Below are 22,219 nucleotides of genomic sequence, written 5' to 3' on the forward strand. Positions count from 1 at the left end.
AGACCATGCGGCGCACCTTCATTTGGCTTATGGCGTCATCATCCTGAAACCGCTGCATAATCCCGAACAACATGCATGGAGGCCTCACCGTACATCGCTGTTTGACGCTGTGGGACTCGAATTTTTTCTTGACAGCCACCATCTTCTTTAGCAGAAAACACGATAGTCAGTGTCATGTTTGGAATGAAGACGTGCTTGTCTGCAGCTGCAATTATATAACCGATAAGGAAATCCGGGAGGTTATCACCAACCTTCTCGATGAAGACTGTTGGCAGCTCATCGTGCCTGCGAAAGTCTACCACGCCATGGAAAAACGCGGCCGCTGCTGCGGCTGTTTCCCCAACGTCGTCGACATCATTATCCAGACAACCGAGGAATATCACGCCCGTCGCCACTCGACGGAGACCGAAATATTTGATTTCATGTCCCGCTTGAAACAATTCCATGAGGAAAACAGGAGAGCGGACATTGAAAGGCGACAAAAAGGTCATCGAGCGGCTTAACGAGGCATTGTTCCTCGAACTCGGTGCGGTCAACCAATACTGGGTTCATTATCGTCTTCTTGAGGACTGGGGCTATACCAAGCTCGCCAAGAAGGAGCGCGCCGAATCCATCGAAGAGATGCACCATGCCGACCTGCTTGTTGCACGCATCATCTTCCTCGAAGGCCATCCCAATCTGCAGACCCTTGCACCTCTGCGCATCGGCCAGAACGTCAAGGAAGTTCTGGAAGCCGATCTTGCCGGCGAGTACGACGCTCGCGCGGCCTACAAAAAGTCGCGCGATATCTGTCATGACGCCGGCGACTACGTTTCCATGAAACTTTTCGAGGAGCTGCTGGCGGACGAGGAAGGTCATATCGACTTCCTCGAAACACAGATCGACCTGCTCGGGAAAATCGGCGAGAGCAAATACGGCCAGCTCAACGCCGATTCCGCCAACGAAGCCGAATAATACTCGAAAGAGATGCCGGCCGCCGATGGCGGCCGGTGTTACCTCTCGAATTATCAGCTGCCGTCCTCCGCGATCGGCTGCATCAAACCGGATCGAAACCGGTGGCCCTCATTTCCATCTGCTGAAATCAAAAACGGACCTGATCAATCGCGATCGTGCTGTATCGATCAGTCTTCCGATTGTAGTGCTGCCAGATGCTGGAACTCGGCCACCACCTGGTCATAGACGGCGCGCTTGAAGGGCACGATCAGCCCCGGCAGCTGCCGCATCGGCTTCCATTCCCAGGCATCGAATTCCGGCTCATGGCCGCCAGGCGGCGGATTGATGGCGATCTCGCTGTCGTCGCCATCGAAGCGGAAGGCGAACCAGCGCTGTGTCTGGCCGCGGAATTTCCCCCTGAGCCCGATGCCGATCAGTGCCGGCGGCAAATCATAGTTGATCCAGTCTCTCGCTTCGGCAAGCAGGGTCACCGTCTTCATACCGGTCTCCTCGTAAAGCTCGCGGTAGGCAGCGTCCAATGGATCCTCGCCCTTGTCGATGCCCCCCTGCGGCATCTGCCAGAGCTGCGGCGAGCCGTCATATTCGGAATTGCCGTCGGCGATGCGCCGTCCTGCCCAGACGAGGCCATCGCGGTTCAGGATCATCACGCCAACGCAGGGGCGGTAGGGCAGATCCTCGGCTTTCACGGTCGCCTGGCTCATCATCTTCTCCGTTCAGGAATTCTTCTCAAGGATACTCTCAAGGATTCCGGGGGTCGTTGGAAAGGGCGGCAACGCCGACAATCTCGATGCCGCGCATCGCGGCCTCCTCGCTCCATTTGGCGATGGCGTCAACGCTCTCATCGAAAGCCGAGGCGACGCCGATCGCCTGACCGTTCTTGCGGGCGATGCGCTCGAGTTCGTCGAGCTTCTTCAGGACGGCATTGATATCAAGCTGGCCGTCGAGCTGCAGGTCGGCGAAGGCATAGGGCAGTTCGGTTCCCTTGGCGATTGCCGCCGTCTTCGACTGCGCCGAAGTGCCGTCGTCGAGAAACAGCAACCCGCGCTTGCCGATGTCGCGCATGACAGGTTCCATGGCGGCGGGATCGGACAGGAAACGGCCGCCGAGATAATTCATGACGCCGGTATAGTTGGTGATCTCGCCCATCGCCTTGTGCAGGTTTTCGATGTTGCGGGCGGCGGGTTTCGTGGTCAGTAGCGTTTCGGGGCCTGGATCGTTCGCCGGGTAATCAAAGGGTTCGAGCGGCACCTGCAGAAGGATCTCGTGACCGCCGCGGCGGGCTTCCTGCATCCAACGCTGCAGGCTGTTGCCGCTTGCGGCAAAAGCGAAGGTGATCTCCTCCGGAAGCTCCGCGATGGCGCGCTGCGTTCCGGTCTGGCTGAGCCCGAGGCCGCTGACGACGATGGCGATGCGGACGCCGCGCGCGCCGGATGAGGGACGCGCATATTGATCCATCGGCCGCCGGCCATCCGGCCCGACGATTGGTAGCCTGCCAAAAGGCGTCTCTTCGAGCAGCGCATCATTGGGTTGGGCTGCCATGCGCGGATCCTGGCCGATCTGCATGGCGTCGACCAGCACCGGCCCGCCGCCGTCACGCGGGCGGGGACTGTATTTGGTGACGACCGAGCCGTCGCCGGTGACCATCTGCTCGACATTGGCGCCCGAGCGCGGGTCGGCGCGGGGCATGCCGTCAGCAGCTTGGCCCGTGGTGGCCGTCGGCTGAGGGGTATTGGCAGGGGTTGTTGCGGCTTGTTCGGCCGCCGGCGGTTTGGTGCGTTCGAGCCCATCACCGCGAAACGCCGTATAGAGGGAAAAGCCGCCAATCGCGAAAAGGCAAAGACTGGCGGCGATGCGGCCAAGGCGCAGAAAACCCGGACGCTTGCGGCCGGTTTTGCGGTTGCGGCCCAGAGGCGTATGCAGGTCCGTTCCCAATTTTTCGCCCGCTCCAAAACCGGGAAACAGCAGAAGGGTCAAGGCCGGGCGAGGTGCCCGGCCTTGACGTGATCGATTACTTGGCGACGACGGCCTTGTCAGGATTCGGCGGGAAGGCCGGATCGGTCTTCTTGCCGCGCAGAAGGTCGAGCGCGTAATTCAGCTGAACGTCGTCCTTCGGGTCCGGCGGGACGTAGGCAACGGAGCCCGAACCTTCGTCCGTCTCGCTCTGGCCCTTGATGTGACCGCGCAGGCTGGACTCGCCTTCGGTCACCATCTTGCCCTGCAGTTCCTGCGGCAGCGGCTCCTCGACCTTGATGTCGGGGGTGATGCCGGTGCCCTGGATCGAGCGGCCCGACGGCGTGTAGTAGAGCGCTGTGGTCAGGCGCAGCGCGCCGTTTTCGCCGAGCGGGATGATCGTCTGGACGGAGCCCTTGCCGAAGGAGCGCGTACCGAGAACGGTGGCACGGCGCAGATCCTGAAGAGCGCCGGCGACGATTTCCGATGCGGAAGCCGAACCGCCGTTGATCAGCACGATCACCGGCTTGCCATCCGTCAGGTCGCCCGGGCCGGCATTGAAGCGGCGGGTTTCATCCGGATTGCGGCCGCGGGTCGAAACGACTTCGCCACGCTGCAGCAGGGCATCGGAGACGTTGATCGCCTGGTCGAGCAGACCGCCCGGATTGAGGCGCAGATCGAGCACGTAACCCTTCAGCTTGTCGGCCGGAACGGTGTCCTTGATCTTCTTGATCGCCTTTTCCATGTCAGGATAGGTCTTCTCGGTGAAGGAGATGATGCGGAGATAACCGACATCGTCCTCGACACGTGACTTGACTGCCTGGACGGCGACGACGTCACGGACGATCGTCAGCTCGATCGGCTTGTCGGCACCCTTGCGGATCAGCGTCAGTTTGATCGGCGTGTTGACGGCGCCACGCATCTTCTCGACTGCGTCTTCCAGCTTCAGGCCGCGCACGGATTGGCCGTCGATCTCGGAGATGTAGTCGCCGGCGAGAACACCGGCCTTGGCGGCGGGCGTATCGTCGATCGGGGTGATGACCTTGACGAGTTCGTCTTCCATCGTGACTTCGATGCCGAGGCCGCCGAATTCACCCTTGGTCTGGGTGCGCATGTCCTCGGCGTCCTTCGCATTCATGTAGCTCGAATGCGGATCGAGCGAGGAGAGCATACCGTTGATGGCGTTCTCGATCAGCTTGTCTTCCGCAGGCGGTGTCACATATTGCGCACGCACACGCTCGAAGACATCTCCGAAAACCGAAAGTTCCTTGTAGGTCGAGGATCCGGCCGCTTCTGCCGGCACACCCGCCGAGTAAATGACGCTCATTGCGGTCGCACCCATCAATGCGCCGACCAGAACAAGAGAAGCCCTACGAATCATTGCGTGCCTTTCCAGTGTCTTTGGCGGTCCACCACGGCCGGGAATCGACCGGTTTACCGTCCTTTCGAAATTCAATGTAAAGCGTTGGCCGGTTCGTTTCCAGCGCCAATGCAGTTGCGCTTGCCACTCTTTTCGCGCCCATCACGGCAAGCGGCTCGCCGGAGAAAACGAATTTTCCCTGACGGGTATTGATCGTATCCATTCCCGAGAGAACCAGGTGGTATCCATCACCCGTGTCGAGGATGATCATCTGGCCGTAACTGCGGAATGCGCCGGCGAAAACCACCAGACCATCCGCAGGCGCCGTCACCACTGTCTCTGGATTGGTGGCGACCGTCATTCCCATGGCCTCGTGCCCGGTGCCGTCGGCATCGCCGAACTGGCGCAGGATATCACCCGTAACGGGCACCTCCAATTTCGCCTTCAATTCTCCGAAGGGATATGCGGGCGCAATGCGGTTTTTATCGGGCACGCCGCTGTCGGCAAGCGCCTTGGCCTGGGCGCGCTGCTCGTCCGTCATAAGCTTGCGGTTCTCCTCCGCCAGGCGGGCGGCAGCGGCGGCATCCCGCACCGAAGCGATCTCGGATTCCATTGAGGCGACCAGACCTTCAAGGCTGGTCGCCTTGCCTGCCAGTTCCTCGGAACGTTTCCTTTCGGCCCCGAGTTCGGTGGCGTTGCTGCGGCTGAGCTTGTCGTTTTCGGCAAGCAGCAGGTCCATGCGCCGCTCTTCCTCGATACCGTTGGTCATCGTCCCGGTCAGCGAGGCCTTCTCGGCAGCACTTGCGGTCTGCAATGCGGCAAGGCTTGCGAGGTCTGCGGCAAGCTTATCGGTCTCCTTGCGGATACCGGGCACGACGGCGCCGAGCAGAATGGCGCTGCGCACGGAGCCGAGCGCGTCATCGGGGGTGACGAGCAAAGCGGGTGGCGGGTTGCGGCCCATCCGCTGGAGTGCTGCCAGCACCTCGGCCAGCAGGCCGCGGCGCTCGTGCAGGGAACGGCGGATGCCATCCTCCTTGACGCCGAGATCGGCAAGCTTCTTCTCGCTTTCGAGGATCTGCTTTTCGAGCGCCTTGCGGCGGGCAGCGGAATCGATCAGTGCCTGGCGGACGCTTTCCGTGCTCTTTTCCAGATCGGCGATGCTCTGCTGAAGCGCGCTCACCTTGTCGGTGGAGAGGCTGATCGTCTTCGACAGGGTTTCGAGTTCGGCACGGGTCTGATCACGCTTGGCGGCAAGTTCGGCCGCCGGATCGGGCGGCGGCGGCTCGGCTGCCGGCTGCGGTGCGGATTGTGCCGCCTCGGGCGCGGCATCCTGCGCCCGGACGATGAACGGATTTGCCGACACGACAATCACCGCCACACCGACGCCGGCCGCGATAGCCGGCAGGATCATGCGGTGTCGCCTGGTGGATGCTCTCGACATGCGTGTTGGGGCACTTTCTCAAATCGCGCGGAGACTAAGCTGATTTGGTGCACTTTGCCATAAGGTTTGCAGGAGAACGGGTGGCCAAGCAAACACGGCTGCGTGACATTGCGACGCATTGCCGGGGTATCGGGCCGACGCATCAGGCCGATGCGGCATCAGACGCGGTGATAGGGGTGACCGGACAGGATGGTGACGGCACGATAGAGCTGCTCGGCGATCAGCGTGCGCACGAGTTGGTGCGGCCAAGTCATCTTACCCAGGCACAGCGTCGCGTCGGCACGGTCGTAAAGCGAGGGATCGAGGCCGTCGGCGCCGCCGATCGCGATGGTCAGCTCGCGTTTGCCCTGGTCGCGATAGGAGCCGAGCAGGTTTGCAAAGGATTCGCTGTCGAGCGCTTTGCCGCGTTCATCGAGAAGAATGAGGATGCTGCCATCGGCAAGCGATTTCAGAAGCATCGCCGCCTCTTCGCGCTTGCGGGTCTCCGCATTGGAGGCCCGGCTTTCGGCAACTTCGGCAACGCGGGTCAATTCGAGGCCGACGGCAGGGCCGGCCTTGGCGAAACGGTCGAAATAACGGGCGGCAAGATCCTTTTCTGGGCCGGACTTCAGCCGTCCCACCGCAAAAAGACCTATTCGCATTCATCCGCTCCCGCTCATGCAGCACATCGGGCGCACGTTACGCCACCGGCCGGCTTGTGATGTTTGCCGGCCAGCCAATGCCACGTCTCAGGCGCCGGACAAAATGCCGGCCCGCCTGTCAGTGCCGTGTTTCTTCATCCATATCCGGAGCCGCCCACATCTTTTCGATGTTGTAGAACTCGCGGATTTCGGGACGGAACACATGCACGATAATGTCACCGGTGTCGATCAGGACCCAATCGCCGCCTTCCTGACCTTCGACGCGGGCCGTACCGAGGCCGTCGTCCTTGAGGTCGGTGAGCAGGTGATCCGAGATCGCCATGACATGCCTGTTCGAGCGGCCGGAGACGACGATCATGTAGTCTCCCAGCGCCGATTTTCCGGCAATGTCGATGGTGACGATATCTTCAGCTTTGGAGTCCTCGAGGCTGGCGAGGACGGTTTCTAGGGCACGGGCGGCGGCATCGGCGCCACGTTCCGCACTCTTCGGGATAACGGCGAACGTTTTTCCCTTGGCGTGTACTGTTGTCAGTGCTTTCCCTTTCCTGGAATGACAAACTATGCACAACACAGATCCGATCGCGACCGGATCATGGTTAAGATAGGCATCAAACCATTAATGTTTCAAGACATGCTAAGGTACAGAACGGCCGAAAATCCGATCTGCCGTTCGAATTGAAGTATTTGACTGCTCGGGGCGGCCTCGTGCGGGCGGTGTACAGTTTCCATGCCGCAGCGTAAAGTGCGGCAAATTCCACGATCTCCAGATTCAATGACCGACTCAGCCGCAAAAACACTCGTGCCCGTCCTGCGAATCAGCTTCCCGGATGAGGATCGTCTCGGCCATGGCAAGATGGAACTGCTGGAGCATATCCGCCAGACCGGATCGATCTCGGCGGCCGGGCGGGCGATGGACATGTCCTATCGGCGGGCATGGCTGCTGGTCAGCGAGATGAACCGGATGTTTAACGAACAGGTGGTGGAATCGCAGCGCGGCGGGCAGAAGGGCGGCGGTGCGGTGCTGACGCCGTTCGGCGAGGAACTGCTCGAGCGTTTCCGTCGGATGGAAAAGACGGTGCGGACCAGCCTTGCTGAGGACCTCGCCTGGCTCGAGGCCAAGCGCAACCTGCAGCAGGGCGAGCGCAACTGATCAGGCCTCCAGGGCAACTGTCTTGATGACGGCGAAGACCGCCCTTCCCGGTCGAAGATCCAGACGCTCGCAGGACAGCGTCGTGATCCGGGAAAGAATGATATCGCCGCCGCAATCGAGCCGGATTTCCACCGTTCCGTCCTCGGTCGACGAGATCCCCTCTATCCTTGCTTCCAGGATATTCAGCGCGCTGAGCCCCTCGGGTCTTGCGGTCGCCAGCATGACATCGCGGGAGGGAATGCGGATGCGGACCGATTTGCCGGGCGCAAGGGCAGCGCCCGGAATATGGAGCTGACAGGATTTCAGCGCCACCGTCGATAGACGATGACTCACATCGAAGCTTTCCACTGTGCCTTCCAGCAGTGCGCCGGCCTCGCGCCGGTCGGAGATGGTGGAGGGGCGGCTCAATATGTCGACGGCGGGGCCTGTCGCTTCCACCTTGCCGTCACGCATGACGACGACCTGGTTTGCCAGCCGCGCCACCTCGGCGATCGAGTGGCTGACATAGACGATCGGGATGTCGGTCTCGTCGCGCAACCGCTCGAGATGAGGCAGGATCTCGGCCTTACGCAGCTCATCGAGGGCGGCGAGCGGCTCGTCCATCAACAGCAGGCGCGGCGAGGAGAGAAGCGCGCGGCCGATGGCGACGCGCTGCTTCTCGCCGCCTGAGAGTTTCGAGGGGCTGCGCTCCAGCAGCGCCTCGATGCCGAGCAGGTCGACGATGTGGTCGAAGCTCTCGCCGCGCGCCGTTCTCGCCGCGAACCATCGCCCGTAGAACAGATTGGCGCGAACGCTGAGATGTGGGAAAAGCCGCGCTTCCTGGAAGACATACCCGAAGCGGCGGCGATGTTTCGGGACGAAGATGCCGGTTGCGGTTTCGGTCAGGGGCTCGCCGTCGAGGACGACGCGGCCTTGGTCCGGGCGGGCAAGGCCGGCGATGATGCGGATCATCGAGGTCTTGCCGGAGCCGGAGCGGCCGAACAGCGCGGTGACGCCACGTTCGGAGGTGAAGGCGGCATCGAGCGAAAAGGCGCCGAGCCGCTGTTTTGCCTCGACGATCAGCGTCATTCCGGATCGATCCTCCGGCCTGCGAGATGGGCGAGGAATTCGGAGGCGAGCAGGGCGGCCATGGAAATGACGACGGCGACGAACGTCAGGCGGAGCGCGCCGGCATCGCCGCCCGGCACCTGGGTGAAGGTGTAGATCGCCGACGACAGCGTCTGGGTTTCGCCGGGAATGTTGGAGACAAAGGTGATCGTTGCGCCGAATTCGCCCATCGCCTTAGCAAAAGAAAGGATCATGCCGGCGATGATGCCGGGCAGGGTCAGCGGCAGGGTGATCGTCAGGAAAACCCAGGCAGGGCCGGCGCCGAGCGTTCCGGCCGCCTCTTCCAGCTTGCGGTCGACCGCCTCGATCGACAGGCGGATGCTGCGCACCATCAGCGGAAAGGCCATGATGGCGCAGGCCAGTGCAGCACCCGTCCAGCGGAAAGACAAGACGATGCCGAAATACTGGTCGAGCAGGCTGCCGATCGGACCGCGGCGGCCGAACAGGATGAGGAGAAGAAAACCGGTGACGACCGGGGGCAGGATCAACGGCAGATGAACGACGCCATTCAGCACCGACTTGCCCCAGAAGCGGCCGCGGGCAAGCAGCAGGGCGACGAGGATGCCGAAGGGCAGGCTCGCCAACATGGCGACAATCGAGACGCGCAGGCTGAGCAGGATCGCCGTCCATTCCTCATTGCTCAAGCCCAATATGTTCAAATGCGATGGTCTCCCTGGAAATCCGGCATCACCCGATGCCTGCCCCTCATCCGCCTGCCGGCACCTTCTCCCCGCTCGCGGGGCGAAAGGGAATAGCCGCACCCTCTCCGTCCCTCGCTAACGTCTCGCTGGGCACGTCCCCTCGCCCCGTTTACGGGGAGAGGGTTAGGGTGAGGGGCAACATCGGCACGAACCAGACTGCTATCTGCGGCTCGCCTTATTGAGTCTTCACGCTAAGCGGTCACTGTCGATTCCGCAATCATCTCAACTTCTCAATCATTTCAGGATGGTGAAACCCTGCGCCGTGAAGAAGGCGGCCGCCTTGTCCGATTTCAGAAAATCGAGATAGGCTGATGCATCCGAGTTCTTGCTCTCGGCGAGGATTGCAATCGGATAGATGATCGGGGGATGGGACTCGGCGGGGAAAGTGCCGACGATGGCGACACCCTTATCGGCTGCGGCATCCGTCTGGTAGACGATGCCATAAGGCGCTTCGCCGCGGGAGACGAGGGCCAGGGCGGCGCGCACGCTTTCAGCGCCGGCAACCTTGGTTTCGACCGATTTCCAGACGCCGAGCTTTTCGAGCGCGGCCATGCCGTATTTGCCGGCCGGAACCGATTTCGGCTCACCCATGGCAAGCTTGCCGTCACCGAGGAGTCCGGCAAGATCGAAGCCCTGTTTGATCTCAACCGGCTTTGCCTTGTCCTTTTCGGCAACGAGCACGATCTTGTTGCCGAGCAGATTGGAACGGGTATCGGCTTTAATTAGGTTCTTCTTGGCGAGATAATCCATCCAGTCGAGGTCGGCCGAGATGAAGATATCGGCGGGTGCGGCACTTTCGATCTGCTTGGCCAGCGCGCCGCTCGCCGCATAGGAGGCGACGGCTTCCTTGCCGCTTTCCTTTGCCCAGGCGGCATTGGCGGCGTCGAGCGCATTCTTGAGGCTCGCCGCCGCAAAGACGGTGAGCTTTTCGGCTGCGGCGGCAGGCGCCGGCAGCGCTGTCGCGCCAAGCCAGAGGCCGGCGATCGCAGCGGTTGCCAGTTTCATCCATTGGCGGCGGTTTTGCATGACTTGTTCCCCAGGGTTCGAAATATTGCGACGAATATAACGGGCGAGGCATCTTGGCTAGGGATATATCCAGGAAAATATAACCGTATCGGGTGCTCGCGTTCGCAGCGGCGCAATGTTCACGCATTCGTGAGGTGCATGGCTTCCGGCGAAAGTCAGATCAGCATGGCGAAAATACCCAGAGTCAGTTTGCCAACCGCAAGGACTCCGGGCAGCGGGGGACGTTTCCTTAATTTTTGCTAATAAAAGCGGCAATGATGAAGCCAAATCCGCCTCGAGATTTGCGCACAATGCATTGCTGCAATGCACCAATCGATGTTCATCTTCCTGCGAAATATGGTACAACATACTCATCGAACGGCTTCTCCTCCTCCCATAGCCGTTCGATAGGGTCGACAACACTCCTCCTCCCAGTTGTCGATCGAGTTTATAAGCCCGACGGATCCTCCCCCGTCGGGCTTTCTCGTTTTCGGGATCTTCTGAAATCAGGCCGGCGCATGCGTCTTGCTGGGCGGCGGCGCTCTATTCGACGTCGCCGTGCGACGAGCCGTTGCGGATTGCCGTCGAGCTCAGGCCGGAGCGTGGTCCGTGGATGAAGGTCCAGGCCGGTGCACGTTTCTTCCAGAGAACACGGGCATCATCCTCGTCGACACGGGCGAAATCGAAGGTCCTGGCCATTTTCGAGGACAGGAAGGACAGCGTCGCGCCCGGCCGATCGATCACCGCGATCGGGAAGGTGCGGGCAATTTCCTGCCATTTCTGCCATTTGTGAAAGGTCTGCAGGCTGTCTGCGCCCATGATCCAGATGAAATGCACATGTGGATTACGCGCCTTGACGCGGGCAAGCGTGTTGGCGGTGTAGCTGGTGCCGAACGCCTGTTCGAAGGCGGTGACCTTGATGCGGGGATCGGCGGCAACACGTTCGCTTTCGGCGAGGCGCTCGGCGAGTGGTGCGAGCTGGTTGCGGCTCTTTAGCGGATTGCCCGGGGTGACCATCCACCAGAGCTGGTCGAGGCCGAGCCGCTTGAGAGCGATTTCGGCGACGAGCGCGTGGCCCTGATGCGGCGGATTGAACGAGCCGCCGAACAGACCGACGACCATGCCGCGCTCGCTGTGCGGCATGCGGAGATAGTGCCGGTCCACATTCTCGATCGCTACGTCAGGCTCGGTCGTCACGTCAGGGCCGCGTCTGTCCGGCACCGTGCACCCGATATTTGAAAGAGGTGAGCTGTTCGACGCCGACGGGGCCACGGGCATGCATCTTGCCGGTGGCGATGCCGATTTCCGCACCCATGCCGAACTCGCCGCCATCGGCAAACTGTGTCGAGGCATTGTGGAGCAGGATCGCCGAATCGACTTCGGTGAAGAAACGCGCCACGACGTCGGGGTCCTCGGCGATGACGGCCTCGGTGTGGTTCGAGGAATATGTCTGGATATGGGCGATAGCGCCCGATATGCCGTCGACGACGGCAACCGAAATGATCGCGTCGAGATATTCGGTCGACCAGTCCTCCTCGGTCGCGGGCTTCAAACCCGGTGCGACCTTCAGCACTGTTGGCGAAGCGCGGATCTCGCAGCCGGCCTCCGTCAGAACCTCGAGCAGCGGCGTCAAATGCGTACCGATCGCGGCGCCATCGACAAGCAGGGTTTCGGCTGCGCCGCAGATGCCGGTGCGGCGCATCTTGGCATTGACGATGATCCTCTTCGCCATCTCGATATCGGCCGAGGCATCGACATAGATGTGGCAAAGGCCTTCGAGATGGGCAAAAACCGGCACGCGGGCCTCGCTCTGCACGCGGGCAACCAGGCTCTTGCCGCCGCGCGGCACGATGACGTCGATTGCCCCGTCGAGGCCACGCAACATGGCGCCGACGGCGGCTCGATCGGTGACCGGCACGAGCTGGATAGCATGCTCTGGAAGTCCCGTCGCCTTCAGGCCCTCGACCAGGCAGGCATGAATAGCCTGCGATGAACGGCGCGAATCCGAGCCGCAACGCAGGATGACGGCATTGCCCGCCTTGAGGCAGAGGGCGCCGGCATCCGCGGTGACGTTCGGCCGGCTTTCGAAGATCACGCCGATGACGCCGAGTGGCGTACGGACACGCTCGATCTTCAGCCCGTTTGGCCGGTCCCAGGCAGCGATGACTTCGCCGACCGGATCGGCAAGGGCGGCGATGGCGCGGATTCCCTCGGCCATTTCGGCTATGCGTTTGTCGTTCAACGTCAGCCGGTCAACGAAGGAGGCAAGCATCTCGGTGCCTTCGATGTCCTTCAGGTCTTTGGCGTTCTCGGCAAGAATATGCGCCTTGTTCGCCAGGATCGCATCGGCCATGGCATTCAGCGCCCTGTTCTTGGCCTCGGTGGACGCAAAGCCCAGCGGTCGTGCGGCAGCCTTTGCCTTGCGGCCGATGTCGTTCATCAGCAAGTCAATGTCAGGGCCTGGCGCAACGGTATCAAGCATAGCTCGCGTCCTTCTTCTGCCTTTCCGATTTCGAACCGATCTGCGCGGTCATCACCATGTCGTCGCGATGGACCATGGCGGCGCGCCCGGCATAACCGAGGATGGCCTCGATCTCCGCCGACTTGCGGCCGGCAATCCGACGGGCGTCGTCGGCATCGTAGCTTACAAGGCCGCGGGCGATCTCGCGGCCGGCCGGGCCGATGACCGCCACCGTATCGCCGCGGCTGAAGAGGCCGGAAACGCTGCGAACGCCAGCAGGAAGCAGGCTCTTGCCGGCGCCGAGGGCTGTGACGGCGCCGTCATCGACATGCAGTTCGCCGGCCGGTTGCAGCTGCCCAGCAATCCAGGTCTTGCGGGCGGTAACGGGTGTGCCCGACGGCGCAAACCACGAGGAACGCGCGCCGTTTTCGATTGCCGACAGTGGGTTGTCGGTCTTGCCGGAGGCGATGATCATGGCGCAGCCTGATGCCGTCGCAATCTTGCCGGCGTCGATCTTGGTGCGCATGCCGCCGCGCGAAAGCTCGGAGGCCGCACCGCCGGCCATTGCCTCAATCTCCGGGGTGATTTCAGCAATCGTTTCCAGGAACGTCGCGTTCGGATCGAGATGCGGCGGCGCGGTGTAGAGGCCGTCGATATCGGAGAGAAGAATGAGCAGATCGGCGCCGGTCATCGTCGCGACGCGGGCGGCCAGGCGGTCATTGTCGCCATAGCGAATCTCGCTGGTGGCGACGGTGTCGTTTTCATTGATGATCGGCACGGCGCCGATTTTCAAAAGCTGATTGATGGTGGCGCGTGCATTGAGATAACGGCGGCGCTCCTCGGTATCGCCGAGCGTCAGCAGGATCTGGCCGGCGACGATCTCGTCGCGTGACAGGCTTTCCGACCAGGCACGCGCCAGCGCAATCTGGCCGACGGCCGCCGCCGCCTGGCTTTCCTCCAGCTTCAGCGCGCCCGAGGGCAGGTCGAGCACCGAGCGGCCGAGCGCGATTGCGCCCGAGGAGACGACGAGCACGTCGATGCCCTTGGCCTTCAGGCCTGCGATATCGGCGCACATGGCGTCGAGCCAGGCTTTCTTCAGCCCGGCCTTGCGGTCGACCAGAAGCGCAGAGCCGATCTTGATGACAATGCGGCGGTAGCGGCCAAGCGGCTTACGGCTGGTCATCGCCCTCGTCCCCACCCTTGTCCTCGCCCTCATCGGTGACGACCATGTCGCGATGGCGCAGCTTCGGCACCTTGGCCGGCTTCTCCTCGGTATTGGCTTCGACGATGATGTCGCGCAGCGCACGCAGCACCTCGGTCATGCCCTTGCCGGTGACGGCCGAAATCTGGAACGGCGTCTTGCCGCAGGCCTTGGCCAATTCCTTGGTCTTCTTTTTCAATTCGGCATCATCGAGCACGTCGATCTGTGATAGCGCCACGATTTCAGCCTTGTCGGTCAGATCGTTTCCATAGGCTTCGAGCTCGTGCTTGACCGTCTTATACGCCTTGCCGACCTTTTCCTCCTGGGCGGAGATGAGGTGGAGCAGCACGCGGGTGCGCTCGACATGGCCGAGGAAACGGTCGCCGATGCCGACACCTTCATGGGCGCCTTCAATCAGGCCCGGAATGTCGGCAAGGATGAATTCGCGCTCGTCGATGGTGGCGACGCCGAGATTGGGATGCAGCGTCGTGAAGGGATAGTTGGCGATCTTCGGCCGTGCGCGGGTGACTGATGCCAGGAAGGTCGACTTGCCAGCATTCGGCATGCCGACGAGGCCGGCATCGGCGATCAGCTTCAGGCGCAGCCAGATGGTCTTTTCCTCGCCAGGCAGACCGGGATTGGCCCAATCCGGCGCCTGGTTGGTCGAGGTTTTGAAATGGGCGTTGCCGAAGCCGCCATTGCCGCCATGGGCAAGACAGTAACGCTGGCCTTCGACAGTCAGGTCGCAGATCAGCGTTTCCTGGTCTTCCTCGAAGATCTGGGTGCCGACCGGAACTTTCAGCGTCACGTCGCTGCCGTTGGCGCCGGTGCGGTTCCTGCCCATGCCATGGGTGCCGATCGTCGCCTTGAAATGCTGCTGAAAGCGGAAATCGATCAGCGTGTTCAAGCCGTTCACGGTCTCGACCCAGACGTCACCGCCGCGTCCGCCGTCGCCTCCGTCAGGGCCGCCGAACTCGATGAATTTCTCGCGTCGGAAGGAAACGCTGCCGCCGCCGCCGTCCCCGGACTTGATATAGACCTTTGCTTCGTCGAGAAATTTCATTTTACTTCCAATATTCAGTGGCAGTTGGACGGCCGTCTTGGCCCATTCGATATAGGCGGTTCCGACGGAGGTCAAAGATTATCGTGAATTTTGCGAGCTATAACATACAGTACGGCTTCGGTCTCGACGGCAGATACGATCTGGCGCGCATTGCCCGAAGTCTCGAGGGAGCCGATGTCATCGCGCTGCAGGAGGTGACTCGCGGCTTCTCGCGCAACGGTTTTGCCGACATGGCAGCCGATGTTGCAGCCTTCTTTCCCGACTATTTCTGGGTGTATGGGCCGGCTTGCGACATGCATGTCGAAGCTGATGAAGGCGGGCTGCAGCCGGCGCGCGGCACGCGATTCCAGTTCGGCAACATGGTGCTGTCGCGCTGGCCTGTTGTCTCGACCCGGACGCTGCTTCTGCCGCGCAGCCGGACGATCGGCAAGATCAACCTGCAGCGCGGCGCAACCGAGGCGGTGATCGACGCACCCGGCGGTGCGATCCGCGTCTACTCCGTGCATCTCGACCATGTCTCCGCCGACGAGCGCATCCGCCAGCTGCAATTTTTGAACGCGCATATCAATGCCTTCGTCCAGGGGGGTGGGTCGCTGACCGGGGGTGGTGAATTTGATCTGCCGGAGCCGCCGCTGCCGGAGGATTACGTCATCATGGGCGATTTCAACATGGAGCCGGAATCGCCGGAATATTGCGCGCTTGCCGGTGCTGGCGGCGGATATTACGGCCGCGTGGCGAGGATCGGCACGCCGGTCGACGCTTTTGCGGCGCTGCAGGCTTACTCTCCGGAGAGCTACAGCTGGATGGATCCCGAAGATCACGGCAAACGCATGCATCTCGATTATTGCTTCGTCAGTTGCGGCCTGCAGAGCCGGTTGAAATCCGCCCGGATCGATACGCAATCCGTCGGTTCCGATCACTTCCCTCTATGGGTCGAGATCGGCGTTTGATGGAGACGCCGCCACTACGGCGACGTCTGCTTTCTAGACCTGGAGCATGATGTTGTCCGAAAACCGCATACACTTTTCGGCATCATGCTTACAGCGCCGCGCGTCTTTTCAGACGCGCAAAGGACGCTGTAACACTTTGAATGCTGCATAATTTATCCTCAAATCGATTCCGATTTAAGGAATTATGCAGTCAGGCGACCTTCCGCGGCTGCAGCATGCCCGGCTGCAGCACGGTTTCGATGTGCGACACCATGGTATTGCGGGCGAAACAATAGATTTCGCCGCAGCCCGTCATGTGGAAACCGAGCTTCTCCTGCAGTCGCAGCGAAGCCGGGTTGTCGGCGAAGACGCCGGAATGAACCGGCGTCTCCGGCATGCGGCGCGAGAAGCGCTCGATGATCGCCGCCACCGCCTCACTCATATAGCCGCGCCGCCAGTAATAGCGGTTCAGCCAGTAGCCGAGGTGCCAGCGACCGTGGCGCAGCTCGATCGAGACGTTGCCGATATGGACGTCGTCCTTATCGGTGATCGCCAGCGGCCAGTCGGGCAGGGTGCCCGAGGTGACCGGGATCAGCCAGTCCAGCGCATCCTGCCGGTCGAACGGCGCGGGTACGCGGGACAGCATGCGCGTGACCGCGAAATCGGAAAGCGATTCCGCGATCGCAGGCGCATCGCTCAGCCTGTGGGGGCGGAGCGTCAGCCGGGCGGTCGAGATAACCGGCGCGGGGCCGGGCATCATCGGCCTGGCCTCCGGCCTTTGCAGCGCAGTCGTGCTCATGCGATGTTCCCCCAGCTTCGGAGGGACATCCAGGTCTTGCGGTCGAGCCTGTACCATTCGACCGGCACGTTGCTGCCGAGCGCCAGCGAGGCTGCGAGCCCCGAACCCTGGAACTGAAAGCCGCACTTCTGGATGACGCGGCGCGAGGCGACGTTCATGACCCGGCAACGGGCATCGATCTGATCGACGTCCTGACGGGTTCTGAACACCATATCCACCAGGGCATGGCAGGCCTCGGTCGTATAACCCTTGTTCCAATAGGGCTCGCCCAGCCAGTAGCCGATCTCGACGGTCTTGCCGTCTGTCTGCGGCTCCACACCGCAGCAGCCGATAAAGGCGCCGTTTTCGGCCTTGGTGATCGCATAGACGCACTTGCCAATCTCGCCATTTTTCGTGCGACGCACGAAGTCAGCAGCATCATCGGCGGTATAAGGGTGCGGCATACGCGATACCATGGTGGCGACTTTGGCGTTATTGGCGAGATGGGCAAGGGCGTCGATGTCTTCTTCGTGGGGCGCGCGCATGACGAGCCTTTCCGATAACAAGACAGGGCAATCGGTCCTTAACCGTTCCGGCCTCAGCCGCTCCGTGGAAGACCGCTGGTCTTCCTGGGGAGACCGTGATTGGTCTACCCTTAACAATTCGCCTTGCATGGTTCAGTCCTCCTTGAGGGGTAAAGAAAAAGGGGAGATGGCGCCCCATCTCCCCTGTTTTCTAGACTGAACCTGATACGGCCAGCCGGGTCGATGAGACGCCGGCTGTTTTTGAGCGCTACCGGCTTATTCCGCTGCTTCCGCTTTCGGCATGACAGACACGTAGACGCGACCGTTGGCCTTGGTTCGGTAGTTCACATTGCCGGCGGTAAGCGCAAAAATCGTGTGATCCTTGCCGAGGCCGACGTTGGAACCCGGATGCCACTCAGTACCGCGCTGACGCACGATGATGTTGCCTGCGATGACGGCTTCGCCGCCGAACTTCTTCACGCCAAGGCGCTTGGACTGAGAATCGCGACCGTTGCGCGATGAACCGCCAGCTTTTTTGTGTGCCATTGGAGTTCTCCTTTAAACCTTGTCCCGTTGATCTTACTTGGCAGCCACGATGTCCGTGATACGGACGACCGTGTGATGCTGACGATGGCCGCGCGAACGCTTCGAATTCTGACGGCGGCGCTTCTTGAAGGCGATGACCTTCCTGCCGCGGTTCTGTTCGACGACTTCTGCCTTGACAGAGGCGCCGGTTACGAAGGGCGCACCGATCGCAGCGTCGGCGCCTTCGCCGATCACGAGCACTTCGGTGAATTCAATGGAGTCGCCAGCGGTGGCTTCCAGCTTTTCGATGGTCAGCACGTCGTTGGCTGCCACACGGTACTGTTTACCGCCGGTCTTGATGACTGCGAACATTTTTTATCCTTTCATGTTCGTTCCAGCGCTCCCCGCTAATTGAGCAGGTGGCTGTCTTTTTATCAGTCGAAGTTAAGCAGGGATTTCAGAGGTCTAATCCTCGAACTCTTCCTGCCGGTGAAGCCCCGCGCGAGCGCGGGACAGCTAAGGCGCGGATTTCTCCAAACCTATTGCGCAGCCGAGATACGCGAGTGACAAAAAGGTGTCAAGGCAAAAGGATGGAATGCTTCGACTTTTCGGCTTGCCAGCCTGTCATTTGCCCGTTATGAGAACGCCCGCGCCGAACAAGCGCCGACCAGACCGCGGAGAGGTGGCAGAGTGGTCGAATGCACCGCACTCGAAATGCGGCATACCTGCAAGGGTATCGTGGGTTCAAATCCCACCCTCTCCGCCACACGCCCTAAAGCGGTAAGCCGGGTAAAATGGTCCGCTTTTGATCAGATCGTAGTCGAATTTTTCTTCAAAATTTCAAATCTGCCAAGGCTTTAGCGAATCGGCATATTTCACCTGTATATCACTGATATAAAAGGCTTTTTCACAATGTCTCTTCCGAGCGAAATTTGAGTCAGGCAGTTCTGAGTCATCGCAATGCATGACGGAGAGCACTCTTATGTCAGCCATCCCACCCGCAGCTTTAACAATCGATCAAGCGACGAAATACCTTGCAGTTCAAGGGCTCAGATCTACCGCTTATTTCGACAGCATCCGCTTTCTAATGAGCAGCGGCAATATCGTTTCCGGACGTTTCCGGGTCTACGGCATCAGGAAGGGCTGCCAGTCATGAAAAAATACGTTGGCGACAAGCACGGCGCGCTGCAGGGCGGCGTCAGCGAGCTCGCGCGCTTGTTCACTAGCCGCGGTCTCTCGACTTAATCTGGGAAGCTGTCGCCCGTGGCGGGCCGGGCCAGACGCCGGCCGCCCTTCCTCGTGGTGGCGTGCCGCAATAGTTGCCAAATAATTCCGGGGTTTAGAGTTCGGGACGCTAGCGACTCAAATCGATATCTTTAACGTGCCGTCTGGAACAATTTTGCGCAGGATACAACAATGCCGATCGTTACCGGGCCGAACTTGTTCGAGCAACTCAAGGCGGCCGTTTCGAAATCTGTGAGTGTTAGGCTCGCTATCGCATTTTGGGGTGGCGGTGCGGTCGACGCTATAGGCCTCACAGCAGGCCACAAGATCGAAATAATATGCAATCTCGAGATGGGTGGCACGAACCCCGACGAGATTGAAGAGATTATCCGCCTGGGGGCCAAAGTTCACGCTCACAAGACACTTCACGCGAAAATGGGAATAGCTAGCAACTTCGGTTTCCTTGGCTCGTCGAACGCGTCCGCTAATGGCCTGGGTCTGCAAGGAGCGGAAGCTCGCGCGTGGGAAGAGCTGAATGTCATTTTTGAGAACGCCGCAGACATCGACCGGCTCAACGTCGAATTCGCCCGGCTAAAGAGTGAGGCCGGCGATCCGCTTAAAATCGGCGACCATAGGATAACGTTGGCTCGCGAGCGGTGGCAAATTAGAAAAACGCACTTTCCGCCACCATCGACGAAAGAACCAACCCGGTCAGTGCTTGAGCTTCTCAAATCGGATCCAGAGAGCCTCAAGGGAAAGTTTGCTTATCTTGCCATCTCTCTACCAGTCGAAGGGGAGGATGCTGCGCGGTTTGCGAATGCCGAGGAAGCCGTGAGAGAAGAATTTGGCAAGGACTACAGCGTTTATCGCCATTGGCCGGACTTGCCGACCAACGCGTTCCTTCTGGACTTCACCATTAATCAGCGGACCGCGTCCTTCAATGGGATATGGCGTCGCGAGCCCGCTCTAGATAAGCCTGGGGATAAGGAAACACAGGTCTGCCGTCGGATACGACGGTCTGAAGAGGATTTTCCGATCGTCACGAAAGAGGATGAGGCAACGTTGCGGGCCGCTGTATTGAGCTATTGGCGAGCTCAACGCTCGGAGAGGCAGGTAGCAACCGCCATAGATCTTTATGAATTCGGGAGGTACTGGTTGTCGGTATGATACGACGCGCTGTGATTGGGTTGATCCTGCTTAGCTTCATGACCATTCCCGTTTCCGCACAAGAGACGGTCACAGGGCGGGCCTCAATTGTCGACGGCGACACGATCGACATCAGCCGGCGCGCGAATTCGTCTGAACGGCATCGACGCGCCTGAGAGCTGGCAGAAGTGCCGGCGCGCGGACGGTTCGGAATATCGGTGCGGCGCCGCGGCAGCCTTCGCGCTCGACGAGTTCCTGGCCGCGTCGCGCCCGACGCGATGCGAGCCGGTCGACGTCGACCGCTATCACCGGATCGTTGCCAACTGCTTCCGCGCCGATGGCCAGAACGTCAACGCCTGGCTTGTCCGCACCGGCAACGCCGTGGATTGGTTTCGCTACAGCCACGGCGCATTCGCCGCCGAGCAGGCCGTCGCGGTGGCGGAAAAGCTTGGAATCTGGCGGGGTCGATTCGATTTACCGTGCGAAGCACGAGCTTCGCGCAGTCATCAAGGTGCAAGTTGTTAAAGGAACGATCTTGCTCCGGAACATGAGCAACTGTACTGGGTTACACATAAACCGAATGTTAGCGCTACGAGGCTACCATATTGCGCGACCATTGCTCTAGGATGGAACATGTTTGCACCACTTCACGCTGATCACTCCATCTCTGAGCTGATATTCTTTTTTGAGTTTCAGAAACCTCTTCAGCCTGCCTCTCTTGATGCGTTGATTGCAAATCACGGAGAAGTCGCGGCTGACCTTCCGGGTCGGGAAGATATGAACGGCATTCAGTTCGAACAAGGCCCGGATGGATTTCACCAGTCCACCATACAAGGCGAAGAATGGAAGCGTTACAAGCCAGATGGCTCGGTTGATTGGGTCGCCAGGATTGGCGCCGACGCGGTCTCGCTTCATGCGCTTCAGTATGAAGGCTGGAGTGGAACTTGGGGTAAAGCCCGCAAACTTCTGCAAGGCATTCTGCGCGGCGTCAGTTTCAAAGAAAATCTGCCGAGATCTGTCGGGCTTCGCTATCTTGATCGCTTCATATACAAACCAACAAATAAGAATTACGATCTTTCGGTACTTTTTCAGCCCGGCTCGCCTTATATTCCTGCGAACATTATCAAAGTCGCCGATAACAAATGGCACACCACCTCGGGGTGGGTTTCTCTGATGCCTGGTCGCGGGAATAATGTTCTGCAACAGCTCAATATAGACGCAATAACGCAGGCGAATGGAGTTCCTTCCGTCTCTATTCTTCACAGTATTGTGGTCAGGCTTGACGAGGGCAACGATCCGTCAGTGATGGAGCCAAATAGTACGACCGGCGCTTACTCCGACTTCATTTCAGACGCGAAGAATTGCAACCATGCGTTATTGCAAGAGCTTTTAACTGCCCCTATATTGCAGCGAATCGGCCTTGGGAAAAATACATGACATTCGCCACACTTCCTATTACGGGCGATTATACCCGGTCGTTCGATCGGCCTCAGACCTACCTCGACGCATCCTCGGCGAAGAGAACGGTATCCGCCGGTATGCGTTTCGCCGGGGCAATTATTGCGGGTACTCTAGTCACGCAGACGCCACCTTTGCGGACCGAAAATTACCTACCGGCAGTCACTGCAGTCGCCTCACCGGTGACGGCGCCAGCGATTGACGAAAAGCTGCGTTCTGATGACTTTGCGGCTTCTGTCGCCCGTATCAACGAACTTGCCACCGAACCCGATGGATGGAAGGGGCGCGGCAGCATCCGTATGTCCGACAGTGTCAAGTCCGGCGCGGTTGATTTTCTCACATGGTTTTTCGGCAGCGAGCAAAGGACGTCGCCGTTCATTGGTCTTGACGGAGACGGTGAGATTGCCATGTTTTGGAAACAGGGCAGCATAATCATGGATCTCACGATTAACGATCGGGGGACCTATTCCTATTATGCTGAAATCGGAGGGGCGCCTTATTCTGGCGAAGATATTTCAGTGGCTACGTCGTTGCCCCCTGAAGTCTTGACTGCGTTGCATATATAGGCGCAGCCCCAATGTCTGGTGAGGGAGCAGCAGCC

At 60.3% G+C, this 22,219-nt stretch carries 24 protein-coding genes, 1 tRNA gene and 1 pseudogene; 9 read left to right on the forward strand and 17 right to left on the reverse strand.

Features of this window, described 5'->3' with window-relative positions:
- The first annotated feature begins 71 nt into the window (after positions 1–71).
- On the forward strand, positions 72–503 hold the full coding sequence (locus ACM5SV_RS06880; protein ID WP_113546691.1) for a (2Fe-2S)-binding protein: 432 nt from the start codon (positions 72–74) through the stop codon (positions 501–503).
- Complete coding sequence (gene bfr, locus ACM5SV_RS06885) at positions 469–954, forward strand: bacterioferritin (protein WP_222016907.1); 486 nt, start codon at positions 469–471, stop codon at positions 952–954. Before ACM5SV_RS06880 ends, bfr begins: the two co-directional genes overlap by 35 nt.
- Before the next feature lie 167 nt (positions 955–1,121).
- Here the strand turns inward: bfr and ACM5SV_RS06890 are convergent, their stop codons facing one another.
- From ACM5SV_RS06890 to rsfS, 6 genes are all read right to left on the reverse strand, one after another.
- Positions 1,122–1,655, reverse strand: coding sequence for an RNA pyrophosphohydrolase (locus tag ACM5SV_RS06890; protein WP_113546692.1), 534 nt, complete (start codon positions 1,653–1,655; stop codon positions 1,122–1,124).
- A 37-nt stretch (positions 1,656–1,692) separates the two neighbouring features.
- Positions 1,693–2,886, reverse strand: a complete 1,194-nt coding sequence (locus ACM5SV_RS06895) for a divergent polysaccharide deacetylase family protein (protein ID WP_113546693.1) — start codon at positions 2,884–2,886, stop codon at positions 1,693–1,695.
- 76 nt (positions 2,887–2,962) lie between these two features.
- Positions 2,963–4,285 (reverse strand): S41 family peptidase, encoded by a 1,323-nt coding sequence (locus ACM5SV_RS06900; RefSeq protein WP_017995549.1) that lies wholly within the window; start codon positions 4,283–4,285, stop codon positions 2,963–2,965.
- Positions 4,275–5,675 carry a murein hydrolase activator EnvC family protein gene (locus ACM5SV_RS06905; RefSeq protein ID WP_222016904.1) on the reverse strand — a complete coding sequence of 467 codons (1,401 nt, stop codon included), beginning with the start codon at positions 5,673–5,675 and terminating at the stop codon, positions 4,275–4,277. Before ACM5SV_RS06905 ends, ACM5SV_RS06900 begins: the two co-directional genes overlap by 11 nt.
- Before the next feature lie 188 nt (positions 5,676–5,863).
- The gene (rlmH, locus tag ACM5SV_RS06910) at positions 5,864–6,346 is read right to left on the reverse strand and encodes a 23S rRNA (pseudouridine(1915)-N(3))-methyltransferase RlmH (RefSeq protein ID WP_012759490.1); all 483 of its coding nucleotides are present in this window, start codon (positions 6,344–6,346) and stop codon (positions 5,864–5,866) included.
- A 118-nt stretch (positions 6,347–6,464) separates the two neighbouring features.
- A complete protein-coding gene (gene rsfS, locus ACM5SV_RS06915; RefSeq protein WP_003589592.1) occupies positions 6,465–6,908 on the reverse strand; it encodes a ribosome silencing factor in 444 nt (147 codons plus the stop codon).
- Positions 6,909–7,118: 210 nt separating this feature from the next.
- On the opposite strand from rsfS, the gene ACM5SV_RS06920 reads away from it, so the two are divergent.
- A complete protein-coding gene (locus tag ACM5SV_RS06920) occupies positions 7,119–7,496 on the forward strand; it encodes a winged helix-turn-helix domain-containing protein (RefSeq protein WP_017995546.1) in 378 nt (125 codons plus the stop codon).
- On the opposite strand, the gene modC is transcribed toward ACM5SV_RS06920, so the two are convergent.
- The 7 genes from modC to obgE all read right to left on the reverse strand — a co-directional run bounded on the left by modC (position 7,497) and on the right by obgE (position 15,034).
- A complete protein-coding gene (modC, locus tag ACM5SV_RS06925) occupies positions 7,497–8,564 on the reverse strand; it encodes a molybdenum ABC transporter ATP-binding protein (protein ID WP_012759487.1) in 1,068 nt (355 codons plus the stop codon).
- Positions 8,561–9,262 (reverse strand): molybdate ABC transporter permease subunit, encoded by a 702-nt coding sequence (gene modB, locus ACM5SV_RS06930; RefSeq protein WP_017995545.1) that lies wholly within the window; start codon positions 9,260–9,262, stop codon positions 8,561–8,563. Before modB ends, modC begins: the two co-directional genes overlap by 4 nt.
- 276 nt (positions 9,263–9,538) lie before the next feature.
- A complete protein-coding gene (gene modA / locus ACM5SV_RS06935; protein ID WP_017995544.1) occupies positions 9,539–10,330 on the reverse strand; it encodes a molybdate ABC transporter substrate-binding protein in 792 nt (263 codons plus the stop codon).
- Positions 10,331–10,852: 522 nt separating this feature from the next.
- On the reverse strand, positions 10,853–11,452 hold the full coding sequence (locus ACM5SV_RS06940) for a nicotinate-nucleotide adenylyltransferase (RefSeq protein ID WP_012759484.1): 600 nt from the start codon (positions 11,450–11,452) through the stop codon (positions 10,853–10,855).
- 55 nt (positions 11,453–11,507) lie between these two features.
- Positions 11,508–12,791, reverse strand: a complete 1,284-nt coding sequence (locus ACM5SV_RS06945; RefSeq protein ID WP_222016902.1) for a glutamate-5-semialdehyde dehydrogenase — start codon at positions 12,789–12,791, stop codon at positions 11,508–11,510.
- On the reverse strand, positions 12,784–13,953 hold the full coding sequence (gene proB / locus ACM5SV_RS06950) for a glutamate 5-kinase (protein ID WP_222016901.1): 1,170 nt from the start codon (positions 13,951–13,953) through the stop codon (positions 12,784–12,786). The genes ACM5SV_RS06945 and proB overlap by 8 nt, the downstream gene beginning before the upstream one ends.
- A complete protein-coding gene (obgE, locus tag ACM5SV_RS06955; RefSeq protein WP_026157513.1) occupies positions 13,940–15,034 on the reverse strand; it encodes a GTPase ObgE in 1,095 nt (364 codons plus the stop codon). Before obgE ends, proB begins: the two co-directional genes overlap by 14 nt.
- 83 nt (positions 15,035–15,117) lie before the next feature.
- On the opposite strand from obgE, the gene ACM5SV_RS06960 reads away from it, so the two are divergent.
- Positions 15,118–15,984 carry an endonuclease/exonuclease/phosphatase family protein gene (locus ACM5SV_RS06960; protein WP_222016900.1) on the forward strand — a complete coding sequence of 289 codons (867 nt, stop codon included), beginning with the start codon at positions 15,118–15,120 and terminating at the stop codon, positions 15,982–15,984.
- 190 nt (positions 15,985–16,174) lie between these two features.
- Here ACM5SV_RS06960 and ACM5SV_RS06965 read toward each other — a convergent pair whose 3' ends face one another.
- From ACM5SV_RS06965 to rplU, 4 genes are all read right to left on the reverse strand, one after another.
- Positions 16,175–16,762, reverse strand: coding sequence for a GNAT family N-acetyltransferase (locus ACM5SV_RS06965; RefSeq protein ID WP_222016898.1), 588 nt, complete (start codon positions 16,760–16,762; stop codon positions 16,175–16,177).
- Positions 16,759–17,415 carry a GNAT family N-acetyltransferase gene (locus ACM5SV_RS06970; protein WP_003543911.1) on the reverse strand — a complete coding sequence of 219 codons (657 nt, stop codon included), beginning with the start codon at positions 17,413–17,415 and terminating at the stop codon, positions 16,759–16,761. Before ACM5SV_RS06970 ends, ACM5SV_RS06965 begins: the two co-directional genes overlap by 4 nt.
- A 126-nt stretch (positions 17,416–17,541) precedes the next feature.
- Complete coding sequence (gene rpmA, locus ACM5SV_RS06975; RefSeq protein ID WP_003543909.1) at positions 17,542–17,811, reverse strand: 50S ribosomal protein L27; 270 nt, start codon at positions 17,809–17,811, stop codon at positions 17,542–17,544.
- Between the two features lie 33 nt (positions 17,812–17,844).
- Complete coding sequence (gene rplU / locus ACM5SV_RS06980) at positions 17,845–18,162, reverse strand: 50S ribosomal protein L21 (RefSeq protein WP_012759478.1); 318 nt, start codon at positions 18,160–18,162, stop codon at positions 17,845–17,847.
- A 304-nt stretch (positions 18,163–18,466) separates the two neighbouring features.
- Between rplU and ACM5SV_RS06985 the strand changes: the two genes are divergently transcribed.
- From ACM5SV_RS06985 to ACM5SV_RS07005, 5 genes and pseudogenes are all read left to right on the forward strand, one after another.
- Positions 18,467–18,556 (forward strand) — tRNA-Ser (locus ACM5SV_RS06985).
- Positions 18,557–19,206: 650 nt separating this feature from the next.
- Entirely contained in the window at positions 19,207–20,181 is a 975-nt protein-coding gene (locus ACM5SV_RS06990; protein WP_222016896.1) for a phospholipase D family protein, read from the forward strand.
- A pseudogene (locus tag ACM5SV_RS06995) lies at positions 20,178–20,685 on the forward strand (thermonuclease family protein). The gene ACM5SV_RS06990 and the pseudogene ACM5SV_RS06995 overlap by 4 nt, the downstream one beginning before the upstream one ends.
- Before the next feature lie 108 nt (positions 20,686–20,793).
- The gene (locus tag ACM5SV_RS07000) at positions 20,794–21,597 is read left to right on the forward strand and encodes a TIGR04255 family protein (RefSeq protein ID WP_222016894.1); all 804 of its coding nucleotides are present in this window, start codon (positions 20,794–20,796) and stop codon (positions 21,595–21,597) included.
- Positions 21,594–22,184, forward strand: coding sequence for a hypothetical protein (locus ACM5SV_RS07005; RefSeq protein ID WP_222016892.1), 591 nt, complete (start codon positions 21,594–21,596; stop codon positions 22,182–22,184). The genes ACM5SV_RS07000 and ACM5SV_RS07005 overlap by 4 nt, the downstream gene beginning before the upstream one ends.
- The last annotated feature ends 35 nt before the right edge of the window (positions 22,185–22,219 follow it).

It is taken from the genome of Rhizobium sp. CRRU65, from assembly GCF_048551595.1.
GTDB classification, from domain to species: Bacteria; Pseudomonadota; Alphaproteobacteria; order Rhizobiales; family Rhizobiaceae; genus Rhizobium; species Rhizobium leguminosarum_J.